A 22,377-nucleotide genomic window follows, 5' to 3' on the forward strand; every position below is an offset into this window, starting at 1 on the left:
TGTGCGCCTTCCATCATACCCCCTTTGGAAATAGGTGCAGCGCGCTCGCGCAACAAATCGCGCTCTTTTTGGCAATTTTTTTCGTTTCGAGGCGCACTCCCGGCAAGACGATGACGTTTTTGGTGCCCCCGCGCGGGGGCAAACCGCGAAATTGGCCATTTCTCGCAGCCTTTCCGCACTCCCCCTGCGCCCCGAAACGAAAGAAATTGCCATCCCGAGCATCAAAAGGTGTCGCGCAGCCCTTGGCCGAGTCCATCTCGCCGTTCACCTCGTCGCTCGTCCCAGCACCCCTTACCCTGTTTGTGACAACTTGGAGCAGCTTGGCTCCCCTTCCCTGTTCTTCGGCGCCCTTCCGTTAGACTGAAACGCACATCTTTTGGAAAGGAGCTCGCAATGAGCAACAAAGGCAAGAAGGTCAAGGTGCACTACACCGGCACGCTGGACGACGGCACCAAGTTCGATTCGTCCGTGGATCGCGGTGAGCCCATCGAGTTCGTCTGCATGGCCGGCCAGATGATCCCCGGCTTCGACGCCGCCGTGGAGGACATGGCCGTGGGCGAGAAGAAGACCGTGCACATCCCCGCCGCCGAGGCCTATGGCGAGCGCAGCGACGAGATGGTGCAGAAGGTGCCCGTGGACCAGATTCCCAACGGCGACCAGCTGCCCGTCGGCCAGACCGTGTACATGATGGGCCCGGGCGGCCAGCCCTTCCCCGTGTTCGTGGAGTCCATCGAGGACGGCATCGTCACCTTCGACATGAACCACGAGTTGGCGGGCAAGGACCTGAACTTCGACATCGAGCTCGTCGAGGTCGAGGACTAGCGCAGCCGTCCTGCCGGCCTTTCGTCCCATCGGCTCGTCTTATAAAGCGACCCCGCAGAATTGAGCGGGGTCGCTTTGCGTTCGGGGAAAACCGAGGTCTGTCCTAGATGGGAAATGGGGCAGCCGGCAAGGCTCCTAAACTGCTTTCGCGCGCTTAGGCAAGAGCTTCGGACAGGGGAGCTTCGAACGCTTCAGAGGCGACGGGCTTCGCCTCGGTTTTCTTCGGGAAGAGGCCCTTGAACGCAGAGGGAAGGGCGGCCCACACGCCGGGCTGGGGCACGGCGTCGGCCTCGATAAGGGAGGTCACGGCGCTGGAGGCCGTCTTCGCGCTGATGCCCATGTTCGCGAAGCGCTGCTCAAGCTTGGCGCAGTAGGCGGCATCGGCGGAATCGAGCGTGGAGATAGCGGCGGTGGCACTCTCTTTGAACAGTTTCATGATGGCTCCTCTCAGCACGATTGTGCGTTGTTCGCTTTCGACACCGTGCAGTTTAGAGGGGCAAATTCGTCAGGGTTTTGGTCGCTGCTCTGAAACCGAGCGCATTCGTTTGTGCAATTGCACAAACGATGCTGGAGCCGCCTCGAAAGGCGAAAGCCAGCTTGCGCAGGCGCCGCATGCCCGCAGACAGCCGCCTGGAGCATGGAGCTGCCGCCGATTTAGGGCAGATACACTAGCGTGAGCAGCGCCGCCAGCTCGCGATCGGAGGCGCTTTCCATGGCAAGGACGTCCTTGATCTTCTTCAGGCGATAGCGCACGGTGTTGGGGTGCTGGAACAGGACATCGGCCGTGGCGCGCACCTCGCCGTAGTTGGCGGCGAAGGCCTCGGCGGTTCGGGCCAGCTCGGCGTCGTTTTCCGCATCGTAGTCGAACAGAAGCGAGCGCAGCAGGTCGGCCGAGCGCGCATAGAGGCGGTCGCTGCGCGCGGCGGCGCGGAAGGCGTCGAAACGCAGCGTGGTCCAGCGCACCGTTTCGCGCCCCTCTTTCAGGGCCGTCGTCAAAGCGGCCATGGCCTGGCGCACGGCAAGGTCGCCCTCCCCCAGACTCACCTCCTGACTGATGCCGCACACGAGCGGGCCGGCCGTGGCGACGCACTTCTCCAAATCGGCATCAGAGATGGCGATGGCCTTCAGCGGGGGCCTCTTGAAGGACACAAACCCCAGCAGCGTCCCGCGATAGCGGCACACGAAGGTGCGTTCCACATCGTCCCAGCGTTCGCCGTAGCTCGTCAGCACCCCCTCCAGCACCCGCTGCAGCGCCCGCAGCGACGCATCGTCGTCGGTCACGGCGCGCACGGCCATGCACTGGATGGTGGCGCCGGTCACGCCGGCGATGGTGAAGAACGTGGCGCGCACCGCCTGCTCGTCGGAGGAGGCGAGGATGGAGTCGATAAGGCTCGTGCGCTCCCATTCCGCAGCGTCGTCGTCCAAGGCGTTCATGAGGTCGGCGATGACGCGCTCCATGTAGCGGCCCTCGTAGAAGAGCACCGGCACGCCCCGGGCCGCCGAGGCCGCGGCCACGCGCTCGCCAACGGCCTTCAGCACCACCGGCTTCACGGCGATGGCCGCCACGTCGCGCTCGATGAGCTCGAGGAGCGCCTGCTCGGCCAGATCGGGGTGCATAGCGGCGAAGCCGAGCGTGGTGAAGATGAACTCGCCGGCGGAGAACAAATCGTAGTGGCCCGTGAAGGGCTCGTGGTCGAGGGTGCCCACGCCCGTGACCTCGCGCGCCGCCGCTCCTTCGCAGGGAGCTGCGAGCCAGATGCTGTCGAAGGCCCTCATGTTCATAACATCGCCGACGGTGATCATGGTGTTCCCCTAACTGCCATGGCGGGCGGAGCGGCGGAAGGTGCGCTTACGCAGGAAGGAGCCCGGAACCACGGGGGCATCCGCGCGCATACGGTAGAGGTTGCAGGAGCGGTTGGCCGCGGCGGCGGCCTCCCAGTCGGCCGCGGTGGCGCGGGCGAGGGCCTCTTCCGCCGTGGCCGGCGCGTCCTCGTCGTGGACGTCGGGCCCGAAGGTGTTGAGCCAGTGCAGGTCGCGCACGGTGATCGCGCGGGCCGGCTCGTGAGGCGCGAGGATTTCCAGCTCGTCGTCTTCCGCGAAACGGTTGCGGCACAGGAGGTACAGATAGCCGCTCGCGCAAGCGACGATATCGGCCATGTGCATGGCTTCCTGCTCGTAGCCGTCGTAGGCAGGCGCCTGCTCGGCCTCGGAAAAGTAAAAGCCGGTGCCGTAGGGGCGGTGCGACACAGCCAGAAGCTCGTCGGCCACTGCCTCGACCGGCTCGCCGTCGAGCACGCGGCGATAGGCGCCCACGACGCTCGCCACGTAGAAGGCCTTCTTGTTGCGGCCCTCGATCTTGATGGAATCCACTCCCGCACAGGCCAGCTCACGCAGATGGGCGAGCATGTTCAGATCCTTCGCGTTCATGATGAAGGTGCCGCGATCGTCCTCCTCGATGGGAAAGAACTCGCCCGGGCGCTTCTCTTCTTCCAGCAGGAACTCCATGGGACGCTCTTCCGCCGCAAACCCCGTAGGGGCGGACTTCAGTCCGCCCGGGGTGCCGACGGCGTTTCCGCTTTGAGGCAGCTCAACCACGCTTGCGGGCGAGGGGGGACCGAGGTCGCCCCCTACGGGTTCGTCCAGCCATGCTGCTTCAGGACCCGCGGTACCCAGTTGGTAGCTCCAGCGGCAGGGCTGGGTGCAGTGGCCCTTGTTGCCCGAGCGGCCCGTGAGGTAGCTGCTGATAAGGCAGCGGCCCGAGACGGCCATGCACATGGCGCCATGGGCGAAGGCCTCGATCTCCAAGTCGGGCGGCGCGTCCTGACGCAGTCGGGCAATGTCGACAAGCGACATCTCGCGGGCGCACACCACGCGCTTGGCGCCCAGGGAATGCCACACCCGCGCCGCCGCGGCGTTGGCCACCGAGGCCTGGGTGCTCACATGGCGCTCGATGCGCGGCGCAACCTCACCGGCCACGGCGAAGGCGCCCATATCGCCGATGATGAGAGCGTCCACCCCCGCCGCATCGAGCGCTCGAAAGTACTCCGGCAGTCCGTCGACGTCGTCGGGGTGCATGAGAATATTGCAGGTGACATGCACTTTTACGCCGTGGTCGTGGGCAAAGGCCACGGCTGCGGGAATCTCTTCCATAGCGAAATTCGCCGCCCGGGCCCGCATGCCGAACTTATCGGCCGCCAAATACACCGCATCGGCCCCGAACAGCACCGCGGCCCGCAGCTGCTCCATGCCACCCGCCGGCGCGAGGAGCTCCATCGGTATGTCCGCAGAATTTGTCATGCAGCCATTCTACGCGATAGGCCCCCTCCCGTGCACCCAGCCTTCCGTCGTGCCGGCGAGAGCGCCGCGGCCGGCTCTATTCCCCGTGTTCCACGCGGTCGATGAGCTCTTGCTGGGAATGGACGCCGAGCTTGGCGTAAATATGCTTGATGTGGCTTTTCACCGTGTTGCGCGACACGACGTAGTGATCCATGAGGAACTGGCCGTTGCGGCCGCGGGCCAGAAACGCGAAGACCTCGATCTCGCGCTCGGTGAGCCCATGAGCCTGACCGATGACACGACAACGCTCTTCGATGGTGGCCTGGGACGGCTCATCTTCGGCGGCGACCGACGCCGCCCCCTCTCCTGCAACCGGCACCTCCCTCGAAACCGGCCCATACAACCCCTCACCAGCAGAAATCACCCTGTTCATCGCGCCCTTTTCCCCGCTGGCTTCGTTGTACCCCACACCGCCCATGCTCACAATGCCGCAAATGGCAGCGCTGAAGCTGAACTTCCGAAAACCCACCCACATAAGCGCCACGAACAAAAACAGCACGCACTCGGCAACCATGGCAGCGACATCGGCGTTGGTGCCCACGAGGTTGTTCGTCGTGTGCCCCGCCACAGCGCCGATGTCGGTGCCCAACGCAGCCAGCGAGCGGACGAGCCCGAACGTAGGCAGAAGCGCAAGCGGATTGCGACGGCCCACGGCGACGACCACCAACCACACGAGCATCTCGAAGCAGCGCACGCCAATGCGAATGAGCACATTGGCCGAGGAAAGATCGCTGTAAAACATAAAGGGTGCGATAACGAGACCGCCCGTCACGAGGAGCACGCAAAACGAGAACAAGGTGTCCTCCCGGTCACGGCTCCCCGAGATAATCATCCACAAAACCGCCAGCACGACCATCGGTGCGCTGATGCCGAACGAGGCCGGCGCATTGTCCACCTCCCCCAAGGTAAGCCCGTAACCGGTGGCCACGCTGAAGAGCAGCACGCAGGCGAACAGCCCATGAGAGGGATGCAGAAACGACTCCGGATTGGAGAGCTCGAGGCTCGCGGGCGCCTCGCTGGAGGAGATCTCGCCGAGCAGCGTGCCGGCGCACGGGTGCATCAGCACCACGACCAGCAGGTTGCATAGGAGCACCTCAATCGCGCCGATGTTGTACGGGAGGGCCGGATGGATGACCACGGCGACTTCCCCCAAGGCCACACCGGCGGCAATACTGGCGAGCGCTGCGCCAGCCGTCGGGAGCGACACCAACGCACAGGCAACGAGCGTCGCAGCCCAGGCGGAAGCTACCGATAGGCAGACGAGGCCCACAATGGTCGCCCAGGGAACTTGCAGCATAAGGCCGAACTCCAACGCCACAGCCGCAGTGAGCAGGCATCCTACGGCCACCGTTGTCAGGAGACGCCTGTCGATGAGCGAGGGCTTGACCATCGACGCGCCGAAAAGAGCGAAGAACACCGCGGCGCTGACAAAGGTGGCGATCTCGCGCGCGATGCCGCAATAGGACGACACATGGGAGTACACGCTGGCATTCAACATGAACCCAGCGACGGCAAACAGGATGAAGGGCACGATGCAGCGCAGGGTTGAACCCTGTCTGAGCACACTCAACGTTGCGCGACCAGACTCGCTCATCACGCGTCCCAACCCCCTTCCGAATAATTTCGCCCATTGTAGGGCATTCGCGGTGCTCTTATTGCGAAAAAAATATCTTTGCAGGTTTTCACCTGGTGAAACTTCAGCAAATCACCCCGACGGGGGGAGCAGATCGCCGTCCCTTGAAACACCCGTCGAGGGTGGTGATTCACTCCCAAGCCGCCCGTTAGGATACAGAGCATAGGGCAGCGCCCGAAGGCGAGGTAGCGAAGCTGCCCTCGCCGGCGCTGCAAGGCTTGCACCAAACGGTGCGAAATCAAGGAGGGTATTACATGAGCAAATCTATGGACATCTCACGTCGCGGCTTTATCGGCAGCGTGGCAGGCGCGGGCGCCCTGGCAGCCCTGGGCCTTGCGGGCTGCGCCCCGAAGGCGGCAGTCGAGGCCGAGCCCATGGCCGAGACCGGCGAGGCGACCGAGGGCGCCCAGGTCGGCGCCGACTGGCTGGGCAGCGCGCCCGAGATCACCGAGAGCGACATTGTCGAGACCCGCGACTGCGATCTTCTGATCGTAGGCGCGGGCAACGGCGGCATGGCCGCGGCCGCCTACGCTGCCGACCAGGGCGTCGACTTCATCATCTGCGAGAAGGGCGAGACCGTGGGCGCCACTCGCCACTGGTTCGCCGCTCTGGGCACCCGTCCCTTCAAGGAGCAGGGCGTGGAGGTGGACCGCCAGCGCCTCATGGGCGAGATCGTCCGCTACTCCCAGGGCAACTGCGACCAGCGCCTCATCCGCATGTGGATGGACGAATCCAACGACATGTTCGAGTTCGTCGACAGCATCATGACCGAGGCGGGCATGCAGGCGGTGGCCGACGAGTTCGACATGCCCGGCGGCATGGGCGGCACCCCCTACTACGTCTCCCCCTGCGAGCACCACTACGTCGGCGCCGACGGCCAGATGAGCTTCTCAGGCCCGGAGCGCAACCAGCTTATGGAGGAGCGCGTGAAGAAGGCCGGCCGCGAAGTCGCCTACGGCCACGAGCTCGCCAAGCTCGTCCGCGAAGAGGGCGGCCGCGTGACCGGCGCCATCTTCAACACCTCCGACGGCTATGTGCAGGTCAACGCCGCCAAGGGTGTCCTGCTCACCACGGGCGGCTATTCCGCCAACCCTGACATGCTCACGGCGCTGTCTCCGGTGACCACCCATTCCGTCACGGCCCTCGGCTACAACCAGAACAACACCGGTGACGGCATCAAGGCCGCCCTGTGGGCCGGCGCTGCCAAGGACCTCACCTCCGCCACCATGATCTTCGACCGCGGCCTGGTGGCCCCCGGCACGAAGGCCGGCTACACCGAGGAATCCATCGAGGCGGGCATGCCCCAGTTCCCCGGCAACGGGCAATTCGGACCGGGAACCCAGCCCTTCCTGAAGGTGAACATGAACGGCGAGCGATTCGCCAACGAGTCCGCCGACTACGACTACCTGCCCCATGCGGCGGCCCAGCAGCCCGGCGGCGTGTACGTGTCGGTGTGGGACGGCAACTTCGGCGACGACGTGCAGCGCTTCCACACCCTCGGCTGCTCGGCCATGACGCGCAACATGATCCTGGCGTTCCGCGGAGAAGACGGCTCCTACGACCTGGACAAGTTCTTCGAGGCCGAGCTTGAGGACGGCCGTCTGCAGAAGGCCGATACGCTTGACGAGCTGGCCGACAAACTCGGCTTTACCGGTCAGGCCAAGGAGAACTTCCTCGCCGAGTGCGAGCGCTACAACGAGCTGTTCGACGCCCAGGAGGATCCGGACTTCGGCAAGGAGGCCTACCGCCTCTCCGAGCTGCGCACGCCCCCGTTCTACGGCGCGACCTTGGGCGGAACGCTGCTGACCACCATCGACGGCATCCGCATCAACAAGGACTGCCAGGCGCTCGATGCCGACGGCAACCCCATCGAGGGTCTGTACGCGGCGGGCGACTGCTCCGGCTCGGTGTTCTCCGGCTGCTACCCCGACCAGCTCCACGGCTTCGCCTGCGGCCGCACCATGACCGAGGCCCTGCACGTCGTGAAGCAGATGGCCTAGCCTTACCGCCTACTCCGACGGCGCCCTCGCAAGCGCCGACTCATCTAAAACGCCCCGGCGCCTTCCCTCCCTGCGCCGGGGCGTTTCTTGGTTGGTTGGAATGGGGCGGGGTGTCTCGCCTAGCCCTCGTAGGTGACGCGGGCGCCCTGGGGGGTGTCCTCGATGGTGAAGCCCAGGCCGGCCAGGCCGTCGCGCACGCCGTCGGCCACGGCCCAGTTCTTCTCCTTGCGGGCAGTGGCGCGGGCCTCCAGCAGGTGCGCCACGGCGATCTGGAGGTCGTCGCCGTCATAGCCGGCCAAATCGGCGGCGAGCGCCACCACCTCGACCGGATAGGCCTCCCCCGCCTCGGCGGCCGTCACGTCGATGCCGAGCACGTCCATCAGCTCCACGATGACATCGCGGGCCGCACGCCCCGCCGCAGCTTCCTCAGCCGTGAGGGTTTCCACGTCGGCCACAAGCGCGTTCACATCGCTCACGAAGGAGAAGATCTCGCCGAGAGCCGCCGGCGCGTTGAAGTCGTCGTCCATGGCCGCGGCGAAGTTGTCGCGCAGGGCGGCGATGAGGTCGGTGAGAGCAGCAGCGTCCAGCGTGGCAGCAAGCTCGGCCGCGGGATTCTCGGGCGAGAGGGCCTCCGCCCCGCGGGGCGTGCTCGTCTCCAGCAGCCAGTCAAGCGCCTTCACAGCGTTCTCGATACGCGTGAGCGCCGCATCGGCCTCGTTCACGCGCTGCTCGCCGAACACGAGCGGGCTGCGGTAGTGGCTCTGCAGCATGAGCATGCGCAGGGCCGCCGGGCGCACCTGCTCCAGCACCTCGTGCAAAAGCAGGAAGTTGTTCAGCGACTTCGACATCTTCTCGGTCTCGCCGGTCTCGGCGCTCACAATCTGCAGCATGCCGGAATGCATCCAGTAGTTGGCAAAGGTGGAGTCGCAGGCGCACTCGGACTGGGCGCGTTCGTTCTCGTGGTGCGGGAACACCAGGTCGGCCCCGCCGCCGTGGATGTCGAAGGGCAGCCCCAGGTACTTCTCGGACATGGCCGAGCACTCGATGTGCCAACCGGGACGCCCCTCGCCCCAGGGCGATTCCCACGCCGGTTCACCGGGCTTGGCGGCCTTCCACAGGGCGAAGTCCAGCTCGTCGCGCTTGCGCTCCTCCAGGCCCTGGCCGTCGGCGCGCAGCTCGCGGTGGCCGCTCTCGGCCTCGTCCACGTCGCGCCCCGAGAGCTGCCCATAGCCCGGGTAAGAGCGCACGTCGAAGTACACGTCGCCATCGGAGGCGTAGGCATGCCCGCGCTCGATGAGCCGTTCGATGAGCGCGATCATGGTGTCGATCTCCTCGGTGGCCTTCGGGCGGATGTCCGGGTCCTGCACCCCGGCCGCGCGCATGTCCTCGATGAACAGGCGCGTGTACTCCTCGGCCACCTCGGCGGCGGTGCGGCCCTCCTCGCCGGCGCGCTTGATGATCTTGTCGTCGACGTCGGTCACGTTCTGCACGAAGGTGACGTCGAAGCCGCGCCAGGCCAGGTAGCGACGGATCATGTCGAAGGAGATGAACGTGCGGGCGTTGCCGATATGAATGCGGTTGTACACCGTGGGGCCGCACACGTACATGAACACCTTCCCCGGCTCCACCGGCTCGAAATCGACTTTCTGACGCAGGCGCGTGTCGTACAGCTTGATCATGGGAGGCTCCTTCGGGTGCTCATTCAGAATGAGAGCCATTGTAGCGCAATCCGAAGCCGACTCGACCGATACCGCCTTATTCCTCGCCGTCGTCCAGAAAGTTGCGCAAGGCCTGCATGCGGGCGTCCAGGTCGGCGGCGGCATCGGCCAGGTCGGCCAGCTCGGCGGCCACCGTGGCGGCGTCGTCGTCGGCGAGGCTCTTCTTGTAACGCAGCTGGTGCTCAAGCGATGCCCAGAAGTTCATGGATATGGTGCGCAGCTGCACCTCTACCCTCACGTGGCGCTTCTCATGCTCCAGGAAGATGGGCACCTCGATGATGAGGTGCAGGCTGCGATACCCGCTCGGCTTCGGGGCGGCCACGTAGTCGCGGCGCTCGATGAGCCGCACGTCGTCTTGGGCGAGCAGCGACTCAGCCAACGAGAACATGTCCTCGGGAAAGGTGCACACCACGCGCACGCCGGCCACGTCGAAGATGTTCTCCTCGATGGAATCCACCGACATGGGGAAGCCCTTGCGCACGAGCTTCTTCGCCAAAGAGTCGGTGCTCTTCAGGCGCGACTTGATGGACTCGATGGGGTTGCGATCGTGCTGCAGGCCGAACTCGGCGTCCAGCACGCGGAACTTGGTTTCCACCTCCATCATGGCGCACTCGTAGTAGGTCATGAGGCGACGGTAGGGCGCGAAGTTGCGCTCGAGCATGGCGGCGAAGTCGTCGCTGCCGGCAAGCCGCGCGAGCATCTGGTTCGCCAACTCCTCGCGATGCTCGTGGAGCGTGTCGAGCGCGCTCTGCCCCTCGCGCAGACGTACCACCGCCTGGTTGAACATCTGCTCCACCTGCTTCGCCACGCTCGCTTCCTTCCCGCAAAAAAATCTCCCGCACCCGGAGCAGTTCCGGGTGCGGGAGATTATAGCCGAACCGATAGAAGCGCGCGGGAACTTTACTGGGCCTCCACGCTGGCAGCTGCGCCCATCTCCTTTTATTTGCTGTACCGACTTGCGCCATTCGCAGCTTTTCTCCAAGCGCGGCAGAGCGCCCCGCCCTAGCTGCCCGCAGCATCTTCCGTGTTATGCTTAAAATAGGCTAAGCAGACTCAAAAGGAGAGGCACGAAGTGAAGCAAGAGATATCGGCGGTGGGACAGCGGGCAAAAAACTCGTTTCATGTCCCCCTCTGCTTCCTGGGCATGGGCGTGTACCGGGCCTGGATCGAGCTCACCTATACGAACCCTCCCTTCCCTCTCCCGATTAACTCCTGTTTTGGAGCCAATGTTCCCGATGTGCTACTTGCCATCGTTCTACTCGCTGCTGCGCTTCTCTCGAAGCGCCTCTATCCCCTTCATAAAAAACGTCTATTCGTTTGGACATGCGCCTTGGCCATGGCCCTCGCAACAGCCCTGAAGTTCTGGTCGGCGCACGACCCCAGCCTTACGCAAGTCTTCTCTATCCCCGCCACGGCTCTCTCAACCTTTGGTGCTGCCATCATAATCTTGCTTTGGTGCGAGCTCTTCAGCTGCCTTAGCCCCTACCGCGTTATCTTGTATTTCTCGGCATCTTTGGCCGTTGGCTGGATTCTCGTTTTCTTTCTCGGGGCTCTTGCTTCTCCGCAAATCGACATTCTTGCCTCTACGTTGCCTTTTCTCTCGGCAGCCTGCGCCTATAAAAGCTTTACCGCCATCGCACCTTCATCCGCTGACACGGGCGTTCAGACAAATAGAACTTTTCCCTGGAAAATCGTCTTCGTCATGGCAGCCTTCACGTTCGCTTTCTCCCTTTTTGAAAGCAGTCCCTCGGCACTTGGAGGGCCTCTTTCCTCTGCGGGCATGCTCGCCATGGCGTTGATTGTATTTGTTGCGGCGGCCCTGTTTACCGATAGAATTCGCATCGAAAGCCTCTTCAGGATTTCGATGCCCCTTATGGCCGTGGGTCTTCTGCTTGCTTCGCTGCTCGTTCAGCAATCGAGCGAGCTCGTCAGTTTCTTCATTTCGGCGAGCTACGCCGCATTCCTTATCATGATCATGGCCATCATGTGCGATCTTACCTACCGGCTCAGCGTCAATCCTCTTTGGCTGTTTGGCATTGAGCGTTTTATCAGATTCGTGACCTACGCCCTTGGCGCCAATGCCCTCTCGTTACTCGATTCCCATGACGTGCTTGGAATACCCACGCAAACAATTCTGGGTATAGCCGCCATCGCACTGATTCTCTGCTCCACGACGCTGCTTTTCACCGACCGCAACTTGCTAAGAGACTGGTCGGTTCCACTCGATGATGGGGCCGGCGAGCTCGATCAAGCGCGCCTTGTGAGCTGCTGCAACCAGATCGCCCGCGAGTATAAGCTATCCTCAAGGGAGCAGGAAGTCTTCTTGCTCCTTGTGGAAGGCGAAGACGTCGCGGGTATCGAGAAAAAGCTGTTCATCGCAAACGGAACGGCGAAATCGCACATCCAACATATCTACAAGAAAGTCGGCGTACATTCGAAACAGGAGCTTTTGAGCAAGGTTGCCAACCCCTCTCGCAACATAGATCCTTCAGCATAGAAACATCCTCTTTTCCTGGCGAAACATTGACAGGGTTATAGCGAGGTTATTTCCCAGGGTTAAGGAAAACCATCCCTTGCTAAAGCGGTTTCCTCTGGAAGGTTATGCCCCCTTCTTCGCATAATCGTGCTCGAAGCAGCCACATCAGCGGCTGAAGGAGAGACGAAGGGAGAACCCGTGAAGAGCTCCTCAAACAAGAATCTGACCCGCAGGAATCTTTTTAAGGCCGGCACCATCGTTGGCGCTGCGGCTTTGGGCACCACTGTTGTCAGCGGCTGCGCGCCGACCACAGGGCAAGAGCTTTCGACAACTGGCGACGCAACCGAATACGCCAAACCGGCGAGCGGAAACGCAACGCTTAATTTCATGAAAAAGCCCGAACCTATTACCGAGTTCGTCGACACCAAAGAATACGACATCGTCGTAGTTGGCGCGGGTGCCGCTGGCGTTGCCTGCGCGCTATCGGCCGTAGAGAACGGCGCCAAGGTAGCCGTTTTGCAGAAAGAGCTAACAGCTATTTCTCAAGGCAACTTCTGCAGTGGCATCTTGCTCGACAGCAGCGATCTAGCAGGTGTCGAAGCCGTCACCTCGGCATATATGTTCTCCAATCACCACAGCTCCCGTCGCGAGATTGTCGACATTTGGGCGAAGAACTCTGGCGAGGCGGTCACGTGGCTCATCGATCGCGCACTTGAAGCCGGGGCCCAGGTGATGGATGTGGGGAACGACGCGCAAATGGCTGTCACAAACGTGAACGGCTACAAGCTCAATTACGTCACGGCGTTCTTCGGCCCCAAGCCCTATACGTATGGCGACGGCATGATCGCTCTTGCCGGCCTGGCCGAACAAAAGGGCGTCGATTTCTTCTACAGCACTCCTGGCGTACAGCTTGTCACCGATGAGGCGGGCGCCGTTACGGCCGTGGTTGGCGACGGCCCCGACGGCCACATTCTCTTTAACGCAACGAAGGGTGTGGTTCTGGCCTGCGGAGACTTCCAAAATGATGAGGAGATGTGTGATTACTTCGTTCCAGAGCTTAAGCACATCGACCGCAAGTGCATGAACCGCACGGGCGACGGTCACAAAATGGGCTACTGGGCGGGAGCGGCCCTCTCAAGCACCTACTCGAAGATGGTGCACGACATGGACGCTGGCCCTGTGGCCATGATGGATCAGCCGTTCTTCCTGAACCTGAACGAGAAGGGTGAGCGCTTCGCCCCCGAAAGCATCGGCATGTACGTCACCAACAACTACGTGAGCGATGAGGAAGGCTGCGGCTACTACACGCAGGTCTTCGATGCCGATTACATCGCCCATGCCGACACCTTCCCCGGCCTGGTTCCTCCCGAGGGGCTGCTTCCCTACATGCCCGAAGAAGACGTTGAGCGCGCTGGTGTCTTCCCCGACCTCATCGGAACCTATGCGGCAGACACCATCGAGGAGCTCGCCGAGAAGCTGGGCCTAGACCCCATCACCTTCAAGGCCAGCGTCGATCGCTACAACGAGCTCTGCGAGAAGGGCTCCGATGACGACTTCGGAAAGCCCGCGGCCATGATGATCCCGATTAAGACTCCACCGTTCTACGGTATTCACCGCCATGTGCGCCTTAGCTGCCTGGATGGCGGCTTGGAGGTCGACGGAAACCTTCAATGCCTGAACACCGAGGGTGAGCCAATCAAGGGCCTGTATGCCATCGGCGTCGTGGGCTCGGGGAGCTCGGGCGGCGACAACTGGCTCGCAGGCGGCTCCACGGGATCGGCCTGCGTCGGCGGAACCGCGCTCGGACGCTCCTGCACAGCCGGCTACGTAACGGGGCGCATGCTCGCACAGCAATAAGCCCCGCACGGTAATAGCCCTTCCCTAGACGACGGCGGACGATGGGTCCGCCGTCGTTTTAGCTTGCCCCAGAAGCGCACCACCGCTCTGCAGCCGGGCTCGAATCTGCCTCTGTGCTCACATGGTAGTTGCCAGGCTGGCCGGCACGAGCTCGCGCCCATATTCGTAAATCGTATCGCTTGGGAGGTCGATTTCGTCATTCCAGAACACGCAAGTTCTACTTTGGTCAAGCTGCACGCTGGAAAACAGCCCCCTCAAATTCGCAAGCGGCGCATAAGACGGAATCTCTCGAACATCCTCCTCCACATCGTAGAGAACGATTCGCCCATCGTCGAATTCCACCTTCAACCTAAGGTTTGGCAACGTCTCAAGACGCTTGATTCGTGGAATCATCAGGTCGCTCCCTATTCAAGAGGCGGGAGCTTTTCAATAACTTGCGAGTCCCACATCGCCTGAAGCTGGTCGGCATAAAGGGCCAGCCACTCCTGCACCATCTTCTGCGCTTTGACGGGTAAATCACCTTCGATCATTTCGAAGGTTTGAATATTAAATTCACCAACATACTCGCCATACAGGGCATGTATATGACTCGGCTCATGCTCTTTTGGCTTGAAGAACATCTTGATGACAATACCGTAGAAGCGAGAGATTTCGGGCATGCTTGCTCCAATCGCGCAGCTGTCTTGGCCGCAAGTATAGCATCTCAAATCAAATCGAGTCACGCATAGGGCCATTGTATCGCAAAGAAAAGGCCCGCCACCCAACGGTAACGGGCCTTTCGAGAAAGAGCATCTGGCTAGCTCAGCAAGACTGCTTATCGCTCTGCAGCCGAGTTCGATTCCGATTCTACGCTGACGTTCCAGTTGCCCGGCTCGCCGGACACCTGGTAGACGTAGGTGGAGCCGTTCGCCTCGTAGGTGCCTGTCGCGACGCCCTTGGCGGCCAGTTGTTCGGTGATGTCGATGGGCTCGACTTCGGCGCCGTCGCCCGGGGCGAGCAGCACATGGCCGTCATCGGATTCCAGCACCATGGCACCCGCCGCGCCCGATGCGCTGGCACCTTCGGCGGCAGAGTCCCTGATCTCATAGGTGGTACCGCTGAAATCGCCGTCTTCTGCCGACATGGTGATCGCGACATCGCCGCCGGCGCCATCGGCGTCTTCTGCGACGTACTCGATCGTGCCGATGACGGCATCGCCGTTCTGGGTCATCTGCACGTCCATCTCCATCGGCTCGCCGTTCACCCACACGGTGGCCTTCTCCACCCATGTCTCGCCCGTGGCGGCATAGCACACGCCGTTGGTCACCACGAACACGCCGAGCAGGCCCGCGCAGGCAGCCGTCGCGCACTTGAGTGCGATGGCGCGCTTCTTCGTTTTCTCCATGGGAATGCCCTTCACCTTTCCCAGCAATTCAGCAGGAGCATGGATGCCTTCCATCATGGCTTTGTACTGGCTCTGGTTGCTCATCGTTCCACGCCTCCTTCAGTTGCTGTCTCAACAATTTCCTGGCTCGGGCAAGACGGGTGCGCACCGTGGGCTCTTTGACGCCCAGAATAACGGCGATTTCGCGGGTGCTGTAGTCCTCGAAGTAGAACAGGTGCACGACGATGCGGCACTTCTCGGGCAGCTCGCCGAGCGCCGCGTACAGCGCCTCGTGGTCGGGCTCGTCGAACGCCGGCGGCGCCATGTCGGCATCCCGCACCTCGCGCAGCTCCACGCGCCGGCGCCAGAGCGTTCGCCATAGGCTTCGGCACTCGTTCACCGTGACGCGAATGAGCCAGGGTTTGAGGCGCTCGGGCGCCGTGTCGGCCGGCGGCTTCTCGTAGAGCTTCAGAAACACCGCCTGGGTCACGTCGTCGGCATCGGCCGCCGAGCGCGTTTGCGCAAGCGCGATGCGATAGACCATGTCCCCATAGTCGTCGACGGCTTTGCGATACTCCCGGTTGTCCACGTGCTTCCCTCTTGTCCGAATGCAGAAGGCATCAACGCGGCGGGTGCTAGCAACCCGCCGCGCCGATGCCTTCCGTGAAAGGCCTTTCAAGGGTAATACGTTTGAGAAAGCGAGAATGTGCGGTGGCCGAGAAATATTTTGATGCACCTCAGAACTGCAACAGCCCCTCCATAGAGCAGTGCAGGGCGCAGGCTAGGCGGTAGACCATCTCGGCCGACCAATGGGAATCGAGGGCATCTTACCCGCTGTCGGCTTGAAGGGGTTGGCAGTCATGGCATCTCCTCACGTTGCACCACTTACACCAACTTTATACTGTTTGCACTATTCAACCGCCGAGCTGCCGCACCAGCACGGCCATCGCGTTCGCGCCGCCATCGCTCACAGGGTCCGGGCAATGTCGTGGTCGCCAACCGACCCCCTTGGCTCAAAACCTACAGTCCGAACTCTTCGAACAGGGCGTCACGATAAGTCGCATCGCCCGACGCCCGGAGAACGTCCTCCAGCCGATCGGCGGCAGACAGTCTCTCCATCAGGGCGAAGAGGCGCGCCTCACCCTGCTCGATGCCTTGCTCGACGCCCTCTGCCCTGGCACGACGGCAGCGGATTTCGGTATCCTGCTCATAGGTAAGCACGCGATTCACCCACTCACGGTCCTGATTGTACGAGGCGGCGAGGGAATCGATGTCCCGGGACAGCTCCCCGTCGGCCTCTCCCGTTTGGACGTAGTGTAGCACGTCACGCAAATCGGGCCGCACCTCGGCCGCCCTCTCGCGCGAACACATCCATGCGGATACCTCGACTCGCTGCCGCCGGTTCTACGGCCTGCTCGGCATTGAGGTACTCGATGCGGCCCACGTCGATTCCCAGGGCGGCGCGCAGCACCCGGCGGCACACGTCCTCCCTGCACATCACCCTATTGAACATCCACCGGTCAGAGAACGAGAGCTCCCTTCTCTCCATGCCAGGCTCCTTTTCGTCTTTTGTACGTTGGGAGCCCACCCTAGCATTCCAAAACCGCACTTTTGTCGCCGGGAAGCCGCATCTGATGCCTCCCCCGAGTCGCAGCGTAGACGCATCAACTTCGCATTCGTCACCCCGTCGAATCCCCTCTGTGCCTGCTCAAGCGCCCCCAGATGCACCTTTTCGGTATCGGACGTGGGGCTGCACGCACCTAAGAGGCTCCATGAAAGCATACAGTACTCAGTGGATACGGGAACCGTAGCGCTCTTACCTCTCGCGGCACACGAGGCAGGTGGCGTAGGCGGTGATGCCCTCCTCGCGGCCCTCGTGGCCCAAGTGCTCGGTGGTGGTGGCCTTCACGCCGACGTTTTCCACGGGCACGCCCATGGCACGAGCGAGGTTCTCACGCATGGCGTCGCGATGAGGCGAGAGCTTCGGTGCCTGGGCGGCGATAACGCTATCGACGTCGATGATTTCGAAACCCCGCTCGCGCACGTAACGGGCCACTTCGGCCAGCAGCTTCAGCGAGTCGGCGCCCTTGTAGGCCGGGTCGGTGTCGGGAAAGAGCTTGCCGATGTCGCCCCCGCGCACGGCGCCCAGCAGCGCGTCGGATATGGCGTGGGCCAGCACGTCGGCGTCGGAATGACCATCGAGCCCCTGATGATGGGGGATATCCACGCCGCCCAAAATGAGTTTGCGGCCCTCGGCGAAAGCGTGCACGTCCATGCCGAGGCCCGTGCGCAGGTTGCGAATATCCATTCCTGCCCCCTATCGATGCTCGGAATTCAAAAGCATGGTGCGCACGGCGCTGGCGAGCAGAACGTAGTCCTCGGGCACCGTGAGCTTGATGTTGTCGCGCTTGCCTTCCACGATCATCACCTTACCGCCGAGACGCTCGATGAGCGACGAGTCGTCGGTGCCCACGAAGCCGTCGGAAAGCGCCGAGGCGTGGGCGCGACGGTAAATGCCCGTGCGGAACACCTGGGGCGTCTGCGCGTTCCAGAACACCGAGCGATCCGGCGTGCCCACCACAACACCGTCTTCCACAACCTTCAGCGTGTCCACGGCCGGGTGCGCCACAATGGCGCCGTCGGCGTCGAAGTTGCCCTTCACCGTGTTGATGGTGTGCTCGATGAGGTCGGGCGAGACGAGCGGGCGGGCGCCATCGTGCAGCACCACGTACTCGTACTCGTTGCCCACCATTTCCAAACCCGAGAAGGCCGACTCCTGGCGAATGGAGCCCGACGGCGCCAGCACCACCGGCGTCACGAACGGGAACGGGTCAATGGCGCGAGACAAATACTCGCGCATGCGCTCCTCAGGGCAGACGATGACGATAAGGCCCACATCGCCCACGGCATCGAAAGCCTCGGCGGACCAGGTGAGAATGGGCTTGCCAGCGATTTCCACCAGCTGTTTGCCGCCCTCCTTGCCGAAGCGCTCCCCCGTGCCGCCGGCCAGAATGATGGCCGCCGTCTGGGGGTTCTTGTCCACCTTGCCCTGCAGCTGCAGAAGCGGCGACGAGAGCGCATCGAAATCGAGGTCGTCCATGAGAAAGGATGGCTCGCGAAGAACCGAGGGCTCGGTAACGGGATCGACGATGTTCGGCATAAATTCCCCCTGGGGCTTAAGCGAATGTTGGCCCTTAGTATAAGCCAACGACGCCAACCACATGTCCCGCCAAGGCGAAACGGACAAAAGAAGGGACGAGGAAAGCCCTCGTCCCTTCAGAAAATTCAGCGATTCGCTGCCGTTACGCGGCGCCGCCGGCAATCGAGCCGGCGGGGGTGCCGGCGCCGCGGCCGCTGCCAACACCGGCGTGACCCAAGTCGTAGTTGGTGAGCAGCTGCTCGGCCTCGCGCGCGATGGAGTCGCGCTTGCGGGGCGCGGGGATAGAGCCCGTGCCCTCGGAGAACACCAGCTCCTCGCCCGACTCGTCCACGGTGACGTCCACCACCGAGCCGCTCGTCCAACGGCCCTCGAGAATCTGCTCGGAGAGCGGGTCCTCCAAAAGGCGCTGGATGGCGCGGCGCAAAGGACGCGCGCCGAAGGCGGTATCGGTGCCCTCGCGGGCCACAAGGCGCTTGGCGGCATCGTCCAGGTTGATGGTCATGTTCTGGGCGATCATGCGCTCGCGCAGCTCGGCCACCATGAGGTCGACGATCTGCACGATCTCGTCCTCGGTGAGGCTCTTGAACACGATGATCTCGTCGATACGGTTCAAGAACTCGGGACGGAACGCGTTCTTCAGCTCGTGCATCACGCGGCTCTTGATCTCCTTGTCGGAAAGCCCGTTCTGGCCCGAGTTAGAGAAGCCCAGCGTGGTCGTGGTGGTAATGTCGCGGGCACCCACGTTCGACGTCATGATGATGACCGTGTTGCGGAAGTCCACGGTACGGCCCTGGGCGTCAGTGAGGCGTCCCTCCTCCAAAATCTGCAGGAGGATGTTGAACACGTCGGGGTGCGCCTTCTCAATCTCGTCGAAGAGCACCACGGAATAGGGGCGCTGACGCACGGCCTTGGTGAGCTGGCCGCCCTCGTCGAAGCCCACGTAGCCCGGAGGCGAACCCACCAGACGGGACACCGTGTGCTTCTCCATATACTCGGACATGTCGAAGGACAAAAGCGCGTCCTCGGAGTTGAAGAGGAATTCGGCGAGTGCCTTGGAAAGCTCCGTCTTGCCCACGCCTGACGGCCCCAAGAAGATAAACGAGCCAGCCGGGCGTTTCGGGTCCTTCAGGCCGGAACGGGAGCGGCGGATGGCCTTGGACAGGGCCGTGACCGCCTCCTCCTGGCCGATGATGCGCTCGTGAAGCACACCTTCCATGCGCAGAAGCTTCTCCGTCTCGGCCTCGGTGAGGCTGGACACGGGCACCCCTGTGGACATGGACACGACATCGGCGATGTCTTCCACCGTGACATTCTGCACCGTCTTGGAGGTGTCCTCTTCCCACTGCTTCTCGGCCTCTTCGCGCTCGGCCTTCAGCTTCGTTTCCTCGTCGCGGCAGACCGCGGCGCGCTCGAAGTCCTGCTCGCCGATGGCGCGGTCCTTGTCGGCGCGCACCTTCCGCAGCTTCTCGTCCAAATCGCGCAGCTCCTTGGGCAGGGTCATGTTGCGGATGCGCATGCGGGCGCCGGCCTCGTCCATCACGTCGATGGCCTTGTCGGGCAGGTAGCGGTCCTGGATGTAGCGGTTCGCCAGCTGCACGGCGGCGGTCAGCGCCTCGTCGGTGAAGTGCACGCCATGGTGCGCCTCGTACTTGTCGCGCAGGCCCTCCATGATGCGCACAGCCTGCTCCTCGTTGGGCTCGTTGATAGTGAGCGGCTGGAAGCGGCGCTCCAGGGCGGAGTCCTTCTCCAGATGCTTGCGGAACTCCTCCAGGGTGGTGGCGCCGATGATCTGAATCTCGCCGCGGGACAGCGGGGGCTTCAGGATGGCGGCCGCGTCGATGGAACCCTCGGCGGAACCAGCGCCGATGATGGTGTGAATCTCGTCGATGAACAGCAGCACGTCGCCGGCGTCCATGACCTCCTTGATGACCTTCTTCAGGCGCTCCTCGAACTCGCCGCGGTACTTCGAGCCGGCCACGAGCGCGGACACGTCCAGCGTGATGAGGCGCTTGTCGCGCAGAATGTCCGGCACCTGATTGGCCACGATGAGCTGCGCGAGCCCCTCGGCGATGGCCGTCTTGCCCACGCCGGGCTCACCTAAGATGAGCGGGTTGTTCTTCTGGCGGCGCGAGAGGATCTGCATGACGCGCTCGATTTCCGAGGCGCGGCCGATAACCGGGTCAAGCTTGCCCTCGCGGGCTTTCTTGGTGAGGTCGGTGCCGAACTCGGTGAGCATGGAATCCGACGATCCGGACGGCCCGTCGAAGCCGGCGCGCCCGGCATAGACCGCCGACTGGCCCACCAGATCGTTCAGGGCGCCGCGCACATCATCGCCGGAAACGCCCAAGCGCCCCAGCACTTCCAGAGCCGTCCCCTCGCCCTCGCGCACAATGCCGAGCAGCAAATGCTCCGTGGAGATGTAGGACTGGCCCATCTGCATGGCCTCGCGCAGCGAGTTCTCCAGCACGCGCTTGACGCGCGGGGTGAAGGAGAGGTGCCCGGAAACGTCGGTTTCCTCGTCGATGGTGACCACCTGACGAATGGCCTGCACGACACCGTCGTAGGTGACGTTCAAGCGCTCGAGCGCCTGGGCGGCAAGGCCCTCTTTCTCCTGGATGAGGCCGAGCAGAATGTGCTCGGTGCCCACGTAGGGCTGGTGAAGCGAGCGCGCCTCATCCTGAGCCAGGACAAGCACCTTGCGGGCCTTGTCCGTGAATTTCTCGAATGACATGGTTTGCCTCGTTCCTTGGTTGGTGCCCGTCTGCAGGTACTCTCTCGCGATTTCGGGTATGCCGGGCACGGAATATAGTTCCCGAGCAGTTTAGCACTCACCTCGCCGAATTGCTAAACCCAGAGCCCCAGAGCCCCTATTTTGTGGGCACGTTGTGAGGGGAGGAGCCCTGCGCGGACCCGCCACCGTCCGAGGCGGCGCCGTCCTTATGCACGGGCGCCTCTTTCCCGGTCTCCTCGGCGGCGGCCCGCTCGTACTCGTCGCGGCCGTCTTGGCGGGCGTCCTCGCGGCGCACGTCGCGCTCGATCTTGCGCAAGTTCGCGTTCTGGAACTCGGCCACGAAGCCGGCTGAGAAAATGCCGCCGGGAATGGCCACGAGCGCCACCGACAGGAACATGATGACCGATCCCACGATGCGCCCGGCCGGCGTGATAGGCACCAAGTCGCCGTAGCCGGTGCCGGTGATGGTGGTCACGGCCCAGTACACTCCCGACAGTAGATTATTGAATTTGTCGGGCTGAGCCGGATGCTCGATTTCGTACATGACCACACTGGACACCACCACGAGCATGGCAATGGCCAAAAACGCCGCGACAATCTCATGGTAGTGCTTCGATACGACGCGTCCGATGGTGCGCAGGCCGCGCATATAGCGCGATATCTTCACGAGGCGCACGAGGCGCAGCACGCTGATAACGTCTTGCAGCTGCGGCGTGATGGGGAAAAACCACGCCACCACGTTGGGCCCGAACGACAGAAGATCGATGATGCCCCAAGGCGAGAAGATGTAGCGCACCCGCGCTTGCGCCGACGAGCAATCGCCGTAGGCCAAGTCGGCAATCCAGATGCGCGCGAGGTACTCCAAGCAGAAGCACACCGTGGAAAAGCGATAGAAGCCCTGGATGACGCTGGCGGCCACCGGGTCGAGCCCCGGCTGGGTGGAGACGAACACCACCACCGCGTTCAGCAGAATGAGCGTGAACAGCGCGCCGCCCACAATCTTCGCCGGCCAATTCGCCTTGCGCAAGTTCTCCAACGCGTAGAAGGTCTGGCGTTTGAGCTCAGGGGCGCGGGACACCTTGAGGCGGCGGCGGAAGCGATCCACGCGCTCACGATGCCGCTCGCGCTCCTCGTCCCGCTCGCTCTTGTCGTCGCTCCGCTCGCTCTCTCTCATGACTCCCCCTTCCCGCGCTCCGCATTCTTGCATTCCACATACCCCTGATTCTAAAAAGCAGAAGGCCCGCGCCGGCAGGCACGGGCCAACTGTAAGTAAGCTGGTAA

21 protein-coding genes are annotated in these 22,377 nt (G+C 62.9%); 4 read left to right on the forward strand and 17 right to left on the reverse strand.

Annotation, left to right across the window (positions count from 1 at the left end; translation table 11 throughout):
* Positions 1 to 13: 13 nt before the first annotated feature.
* Positions 14 to 268: a hypothetical protein gene (locus VJ923_RS11355; protein ID WP_326441561.1), complete on the reverse strand. Its 255-nt coding sequence runs from the start codon at positions 266 to 268 to the stop codon at positions 14 to 16.
* A gap of 125 nt (positions 269 to 393) precedes the next feature.
* On the opposite strand from VJ923_RS11355, the gene VJ923_RS11360 reads away from it, so the two are divergent.
* Complete coding sequence (locus VJ923_RS11360) at positions 394 to 822, forward strand: FKBP-type peptidyl-prolyl cis-trans isomerase (protein WP_326423924.1); 429 nt, start codon at positions 394 to 396, stop codon at positions 820 to 822.
* Positions 823 to 976: 154 nt separating this feature from the next.
* On the opposite strand, the gene VJ923_RS11365 is transcribed toward VJ923_RS11360, so the two are convergent.
* The 4 genes from VJ923_RS11365 to VJ923_RS11380 form a co-directional block, all read right to left on the reverse strand.
* Positions 977 to 1,258, reverse strand: coding sequence for a hypothetical protein (locus tag VJ923_RS11365; protein ID WP_326441563.1), 282 nt, complete (start codon positions 1,256 to 1,258; stop codon positions 977 to 979).
* Positions 1,259 to 1,476: 218 nt separating this feature from the next.
* Positions 1,477 to 2,625 (reverse strand): helix-turn-helix domain-containing protein, encoded by a 1,149-nt coding sequence (locus VJ923_RS11370; RefSeq protein WP_326441565.1) that lies wholly within the window; start codon positions 2,623 to 2,625, stop codon positions 1,477 to 1,479.
* Positions 2,626 to 2,634: 9 nt separating this feature from the next.
* The gene (locus VJ923_RS11375) at positions 2,635 to 4,119 is read right to left on the reverse strand and encodes a peptidase U32 family protein (protein WP_326441567.1); all 1,485 of its coding nucleotides are present in this window, start codon (positions 4,117 to 4,119) and stop codon (positions 2,635 to 2,637) included.
* 76 nt (positions 4,120 to 4,195) lie between these two features.
* On the reverse strand, positions 4,196 to 5,752 hold the full coding sequence (locus VJ923_RS11380) for a helix-turn-helix transcriptional regulator (protein ID WP_326441569.1): 1,557 nt from the start codon (positions 5,750 to 5,752) through the stop codon (positions 4,196 to 4,198).
* Positions 5,753 to 6,045: 293 nt separating this feature from the next.
* On the opposite strand from VJ923_RS11380, the gene VJ923_RS11385 reads away from it, so the two are divergent.
* Positions 6,046 to 7,791, forward strand: coding sequence for an FAD-binding protein (locus tag VJ923_RS11385; protein ID WP_326441571.1), 1,746 nt, complete (start codon positions 6,046 to 6,048; stop codon positions 7,789 to 7,791).
* Positions 7,792 to 7,910: 119 nt separating this feature from the next.
* Here the strand turns inward: VJ923_RS11385 and cysS are convergent, their stop codons facing one another.
* On the reverse strand, positions 7,911 to 9,470 hold the full coding sequence (gene cysS / locus VJ923_RS11390; RefSeq protein WP_326441573.1) for a cysteine--tRNA ligase: 1,560 nt from the start codon (positions 9,468 to 9,470) through the stop codon (positions 7,911 to 7,913).
* A 76-nt stretch (positions 9,471 to 9,546) separates the two neighbouring features.
* Positions 9,547 to 10,317 (reverse strand): GTP pyrophosphokinase, encoded by a 771-nt coding sequence (locus VJ923_RS11395; RefSeq protein WP_326441575.1) that lies wholly within the window; start codon positions 10,315 to 10,317, stop codon positions 9,547 to 9,549.
* Between the two features lie 264 nt (positions 10,318 to 10,581).
* On the opposite strand from VJ923_RS11395, the gene VJ923_RS11400 reads away from it, so the two are divergent.
* A complete protein-coding gene (locus VJ923_RS11400) occupies positions 10,582 to 12,006 on the forward strand; it encodes a helix-turn-helix transcriptional regulator (RefSeq protein ID WP_326441577.1) in 1,425 nt (474 codons plus the stop codon).
* Positions 12,007 to 12,183: 177 nt separating this feature from the next.
* Positions 12,184 to 13,842 carry an FAD-dependent oxidoreductase gene (locus VJ923_RS11405; RefSeq protein ID WP_326441579.1) on the forward strand — a complete coding sequence of 553 codons (1,659 nt, stop codon included), beginning with the start codon at positions 12,184 to 12,186 and terminating at the stop codon, positions 13,840 to 13,842.
* Positions 13,843 to 13,959: 117 nt separating this feature from the next.
* Here the strand turns inward: VJ923_RS11405 and VJ923_RS11410 are convergent, their stop codons facing one another.
* The 10 genes from VJ923_RS11410 to VJ923_RS11455 form a co-directional block, all read right to left on the reverse strand.
* Positions 13,960 to 14,235, reverse strand: a complete 276-nt coding sequence (locus VJ923_RS11410; RefSeq protein WP_326441581.1) for a DUF2442 domain-containing protein — start codon at positions 14,233 to 14,235, stop codon at positions 13,960 to 13,962.
* Positions 14,236 to 14,246: 11 nt separating this feature from the next.
* On the reverse strand, positions 14,247 to 14,501 hold the full coding sequence (locus VJ923_RS11415) for a DUF4160 domain-containing protein (protein ID WP_326441582.1): 255 nt from the start codon (positions 14,499 to 14,501) through the stop codon (positions 14,247 to 14,249).
* A gap of 155 nt (positions 14,502 to 14,656) precedes the next feature.
* Positions 14,657 to 15,310, reverse strand: a complete 654-nt coding sequence (locus tag VJ923_RS11420) for a hypothetical protein (RefSeq protein WP_326441584.1) — start codon at positions 15,308 to 15,310, stop codon at positions 14,657 to 14,659.
* Positions 15,255 to 15,794, reverse strand: a complete 540-nt coding sequence (locus VJ923_RS11425; RefSeq protein ID WP_326441586.1) for an RNA polymerase sigma factor — start codon at positions 15,792 to 15,794, stop codon at positions 15,255 to 15,257. The genes VJ923_RS11420 and VJ923_RS11425 overlap by 56 nt, the downstream gene beginning before the upstream one ends.
* Positions 15,795 to 16,225: 431 nt before the next feature.
* Positions 16,226 to 16,537 (reverse strand): hypothetical protein, encoded by a 312-nt coding sequence (locus VJ923_RS11430; protein WP_326441588.1) that lies wholly within the window; start codon positions 16,535 to 16,537, stop codon positions 16,226 to 16,228.
* Positions 16,530 to 16,754 carry a hypothetical protein gene (locus VJ923_RS11435; RefSeq protein WP_326441590.1) on the reverse strand — a complete coding sequence of 75 codons (225 nt, stop codon included), beginning with the start codon at positions 16,752 to 16,754 and terminating at the stop codon, positions 16,530 to 16,532. The genes VJ923_RS11430 and VJ923_RS11435 overlap by 8 nt, the downstream gene beginning before the upstream one ends.
* A gap of 267 nt (positions 16,755 to 17,021) precedes the next feature.
* Positions 17,022 to 17,513: a 2-C-methyl-D-erythritol 2,4-cyclodiphosphate synthase gene (gene ispF, locus VJ923_RS11440; protein ID WP_326441592.1), complete on the reverse strand. Its 492-nt coding sequence runs from the start codon at positions 17,511 to 17,513 to the stop codon at positions 17,022 to 17,024.
* A 9-nt stretch (positions 17,514 to 17,522) separates the two neighbouring features.
* Positions 17,523 to 18,365: a 2-C-methyl-D-erythritol 4-phosphate cytidylyltransferase gene (gene ispD, locus VJ923_RS11445; RefSeq protein WP_326441594.1), complete on the reverse strand. Its 843-nt coding sequence runs from the start codon at positions 18,363 to 18,365 to the stop codon at positions 17,523 to 17,525.
* A 142-nt stretch (positions 18,366 to 18,507) separates the two neighbouring features.
* Positions 18,508 to 21,096: an ATP-dependent Clp protease ATP-binding subunit gene (locus VJ923_RS11450; protein WP_326441596.1), complete on the reverse strand. Its 2,589-nt coding sequence runs from the start codon at positions 21,094 to 21,096 to the stop codon at positions 18,508 to 18,510.
* Between the two features lie 136 nt (positions 21,097 to 21,232).
* Positions 21,233 to 22,270 (reverse strand): ion transporter, encoded by a 1,038-nt coding sequence (locus VJ923_RS11455; protein ID WP_326441598.1) that lies wholly within the window; start codon positions 22,268 to 22,270, stop codon positions 21,233 to 21,235.
* Positions 22,271 to 22,377: the final 107 nt, after the last annotated feature.

Origin of the sequence: Adlercreutzia shanghongiae (assembly GCF_035830635.1) — a bacterium.
Classification (GTDB): Bacteria; Actinomycetota; Coriobacteriia; order Coriobacteriales; family Eggerthellaceae; genus Adlercreutzia; species Adlercreutzia shanghongiae.

What these genes read in the sequence shown, in the direction of transcription:
- VJ923_RS11360 (WP_326423924.1), top strand. Translation starts at nt 394, where the DNA reads ATGAGCAACAAAGGCAAGAAGGTCAAGGTGCACTACACCGGCACGCTG.
- VJ923_RS11365 (WP_326441563.1), bottom strand. Translation starts at nt 1,258, where the DNA reads ATGAAACTGTTCAAAGAGAGTGCCACCGCCGCTATCTCCACGCTCGAT.
- VJ923_RS11370 (WP_326441565.1), bottom strand. Translation starts at nt 2,625, where the DNA reads ATGATCACCGTCGGCGATGTTATGAACATGAGGGCCTTCGACAGCATC.
- VJ923_RS11375 (WP_326441567.1), bottom strand. Translation starts at nt 4,119, where the DNA reads ATGACAAATTCTGCGGACATACCGATGGAGCTCCTCGCGCCGGCGGGT.
- VJ923_RS11380 (WP_326441569.1), bottom strand. Translation starts at nt 5,752, where the DNA reads ATGAGCGAGTCTGGTCGCGCAACGTTGAGTGTGCTCAGACAGGGTTCA.
- VJ923_RS11385 (WP_326441571.1), top strand. Translation starts at nt 6,046, where the DNA reads ATGAGCAAATCTATGGACATCTCACGTCGCGGCTTTATCGGCAGCGTG.
- cysS (WP_326441573.1), bottom strand. Translation starts at nt 9,470, where the DNA reads ATGATCAAGCTGTACGACACGCGCCTGCGTCAGAAAGTCGATTTCGAG.
- VJ923_RS11410 (WP_326441581.1), bottom strand. Translation starts at nt 14,235, where the DNA reads ATGATTCCACGAATCAAGCGTCTTGAGACGTTGCCAAACCTTAGGTTG.
- VJ923_RS11415 (WP_326441582.1), bottom strand. Translation starts at nt 14,501, where the DNA reads ATGCCCGAAATCTCTCGCTTCTACGGTATTGTCATCAAGATGTTCTTC.
- VJ923_RS11420 (WP_326441584.1), bottom strand. Translation starts at nt 15,310, where the DNA reads ATGAGCAACCAGAGCCAGTACAAAGCCATGATGGAAGGCATCCATGCT.
- VJ923_RS11435 (WP_326441590.1), bottom strand. Translation starts at nt 16,754, where the DNA reads ATGGAGAGAAGGGAGCTCTCGTTCTCTGACCGGTGGATGTTCAATAGG.
- ispF (WP_326441592.1), bottom strand. Translation starts at nt 17,513, where the DNA reads ATGGATATTCGCAACCTGCGCACGGGCCTCGGCATGGACGTGCACGCT.
- ispD (WP_326441594.1), bottom strand. Translation starts at nt 18,365, where the DNA reads ATGCCGAACATCGTCGATCCCGTTACCGAGCCCTCGGTTCTTCGCGAG.
- VJ923_RS11450 (WP_326441596.1), bottom strand. Translation starts at nt 21,096, where the DNA reads ATGTCATTCGAGAAATTCACGGACAAGGCCCGCAAGGTGCTTGTCCTG.
- VJ923_RS11455 (WP_326441598.1), bottom strand. Translation starts at nt 22,270, where the DNA reads ATGAGAGAGAGCGAGCGGAGCGACGACAAGAGCGAGCGGGACGAGGAG.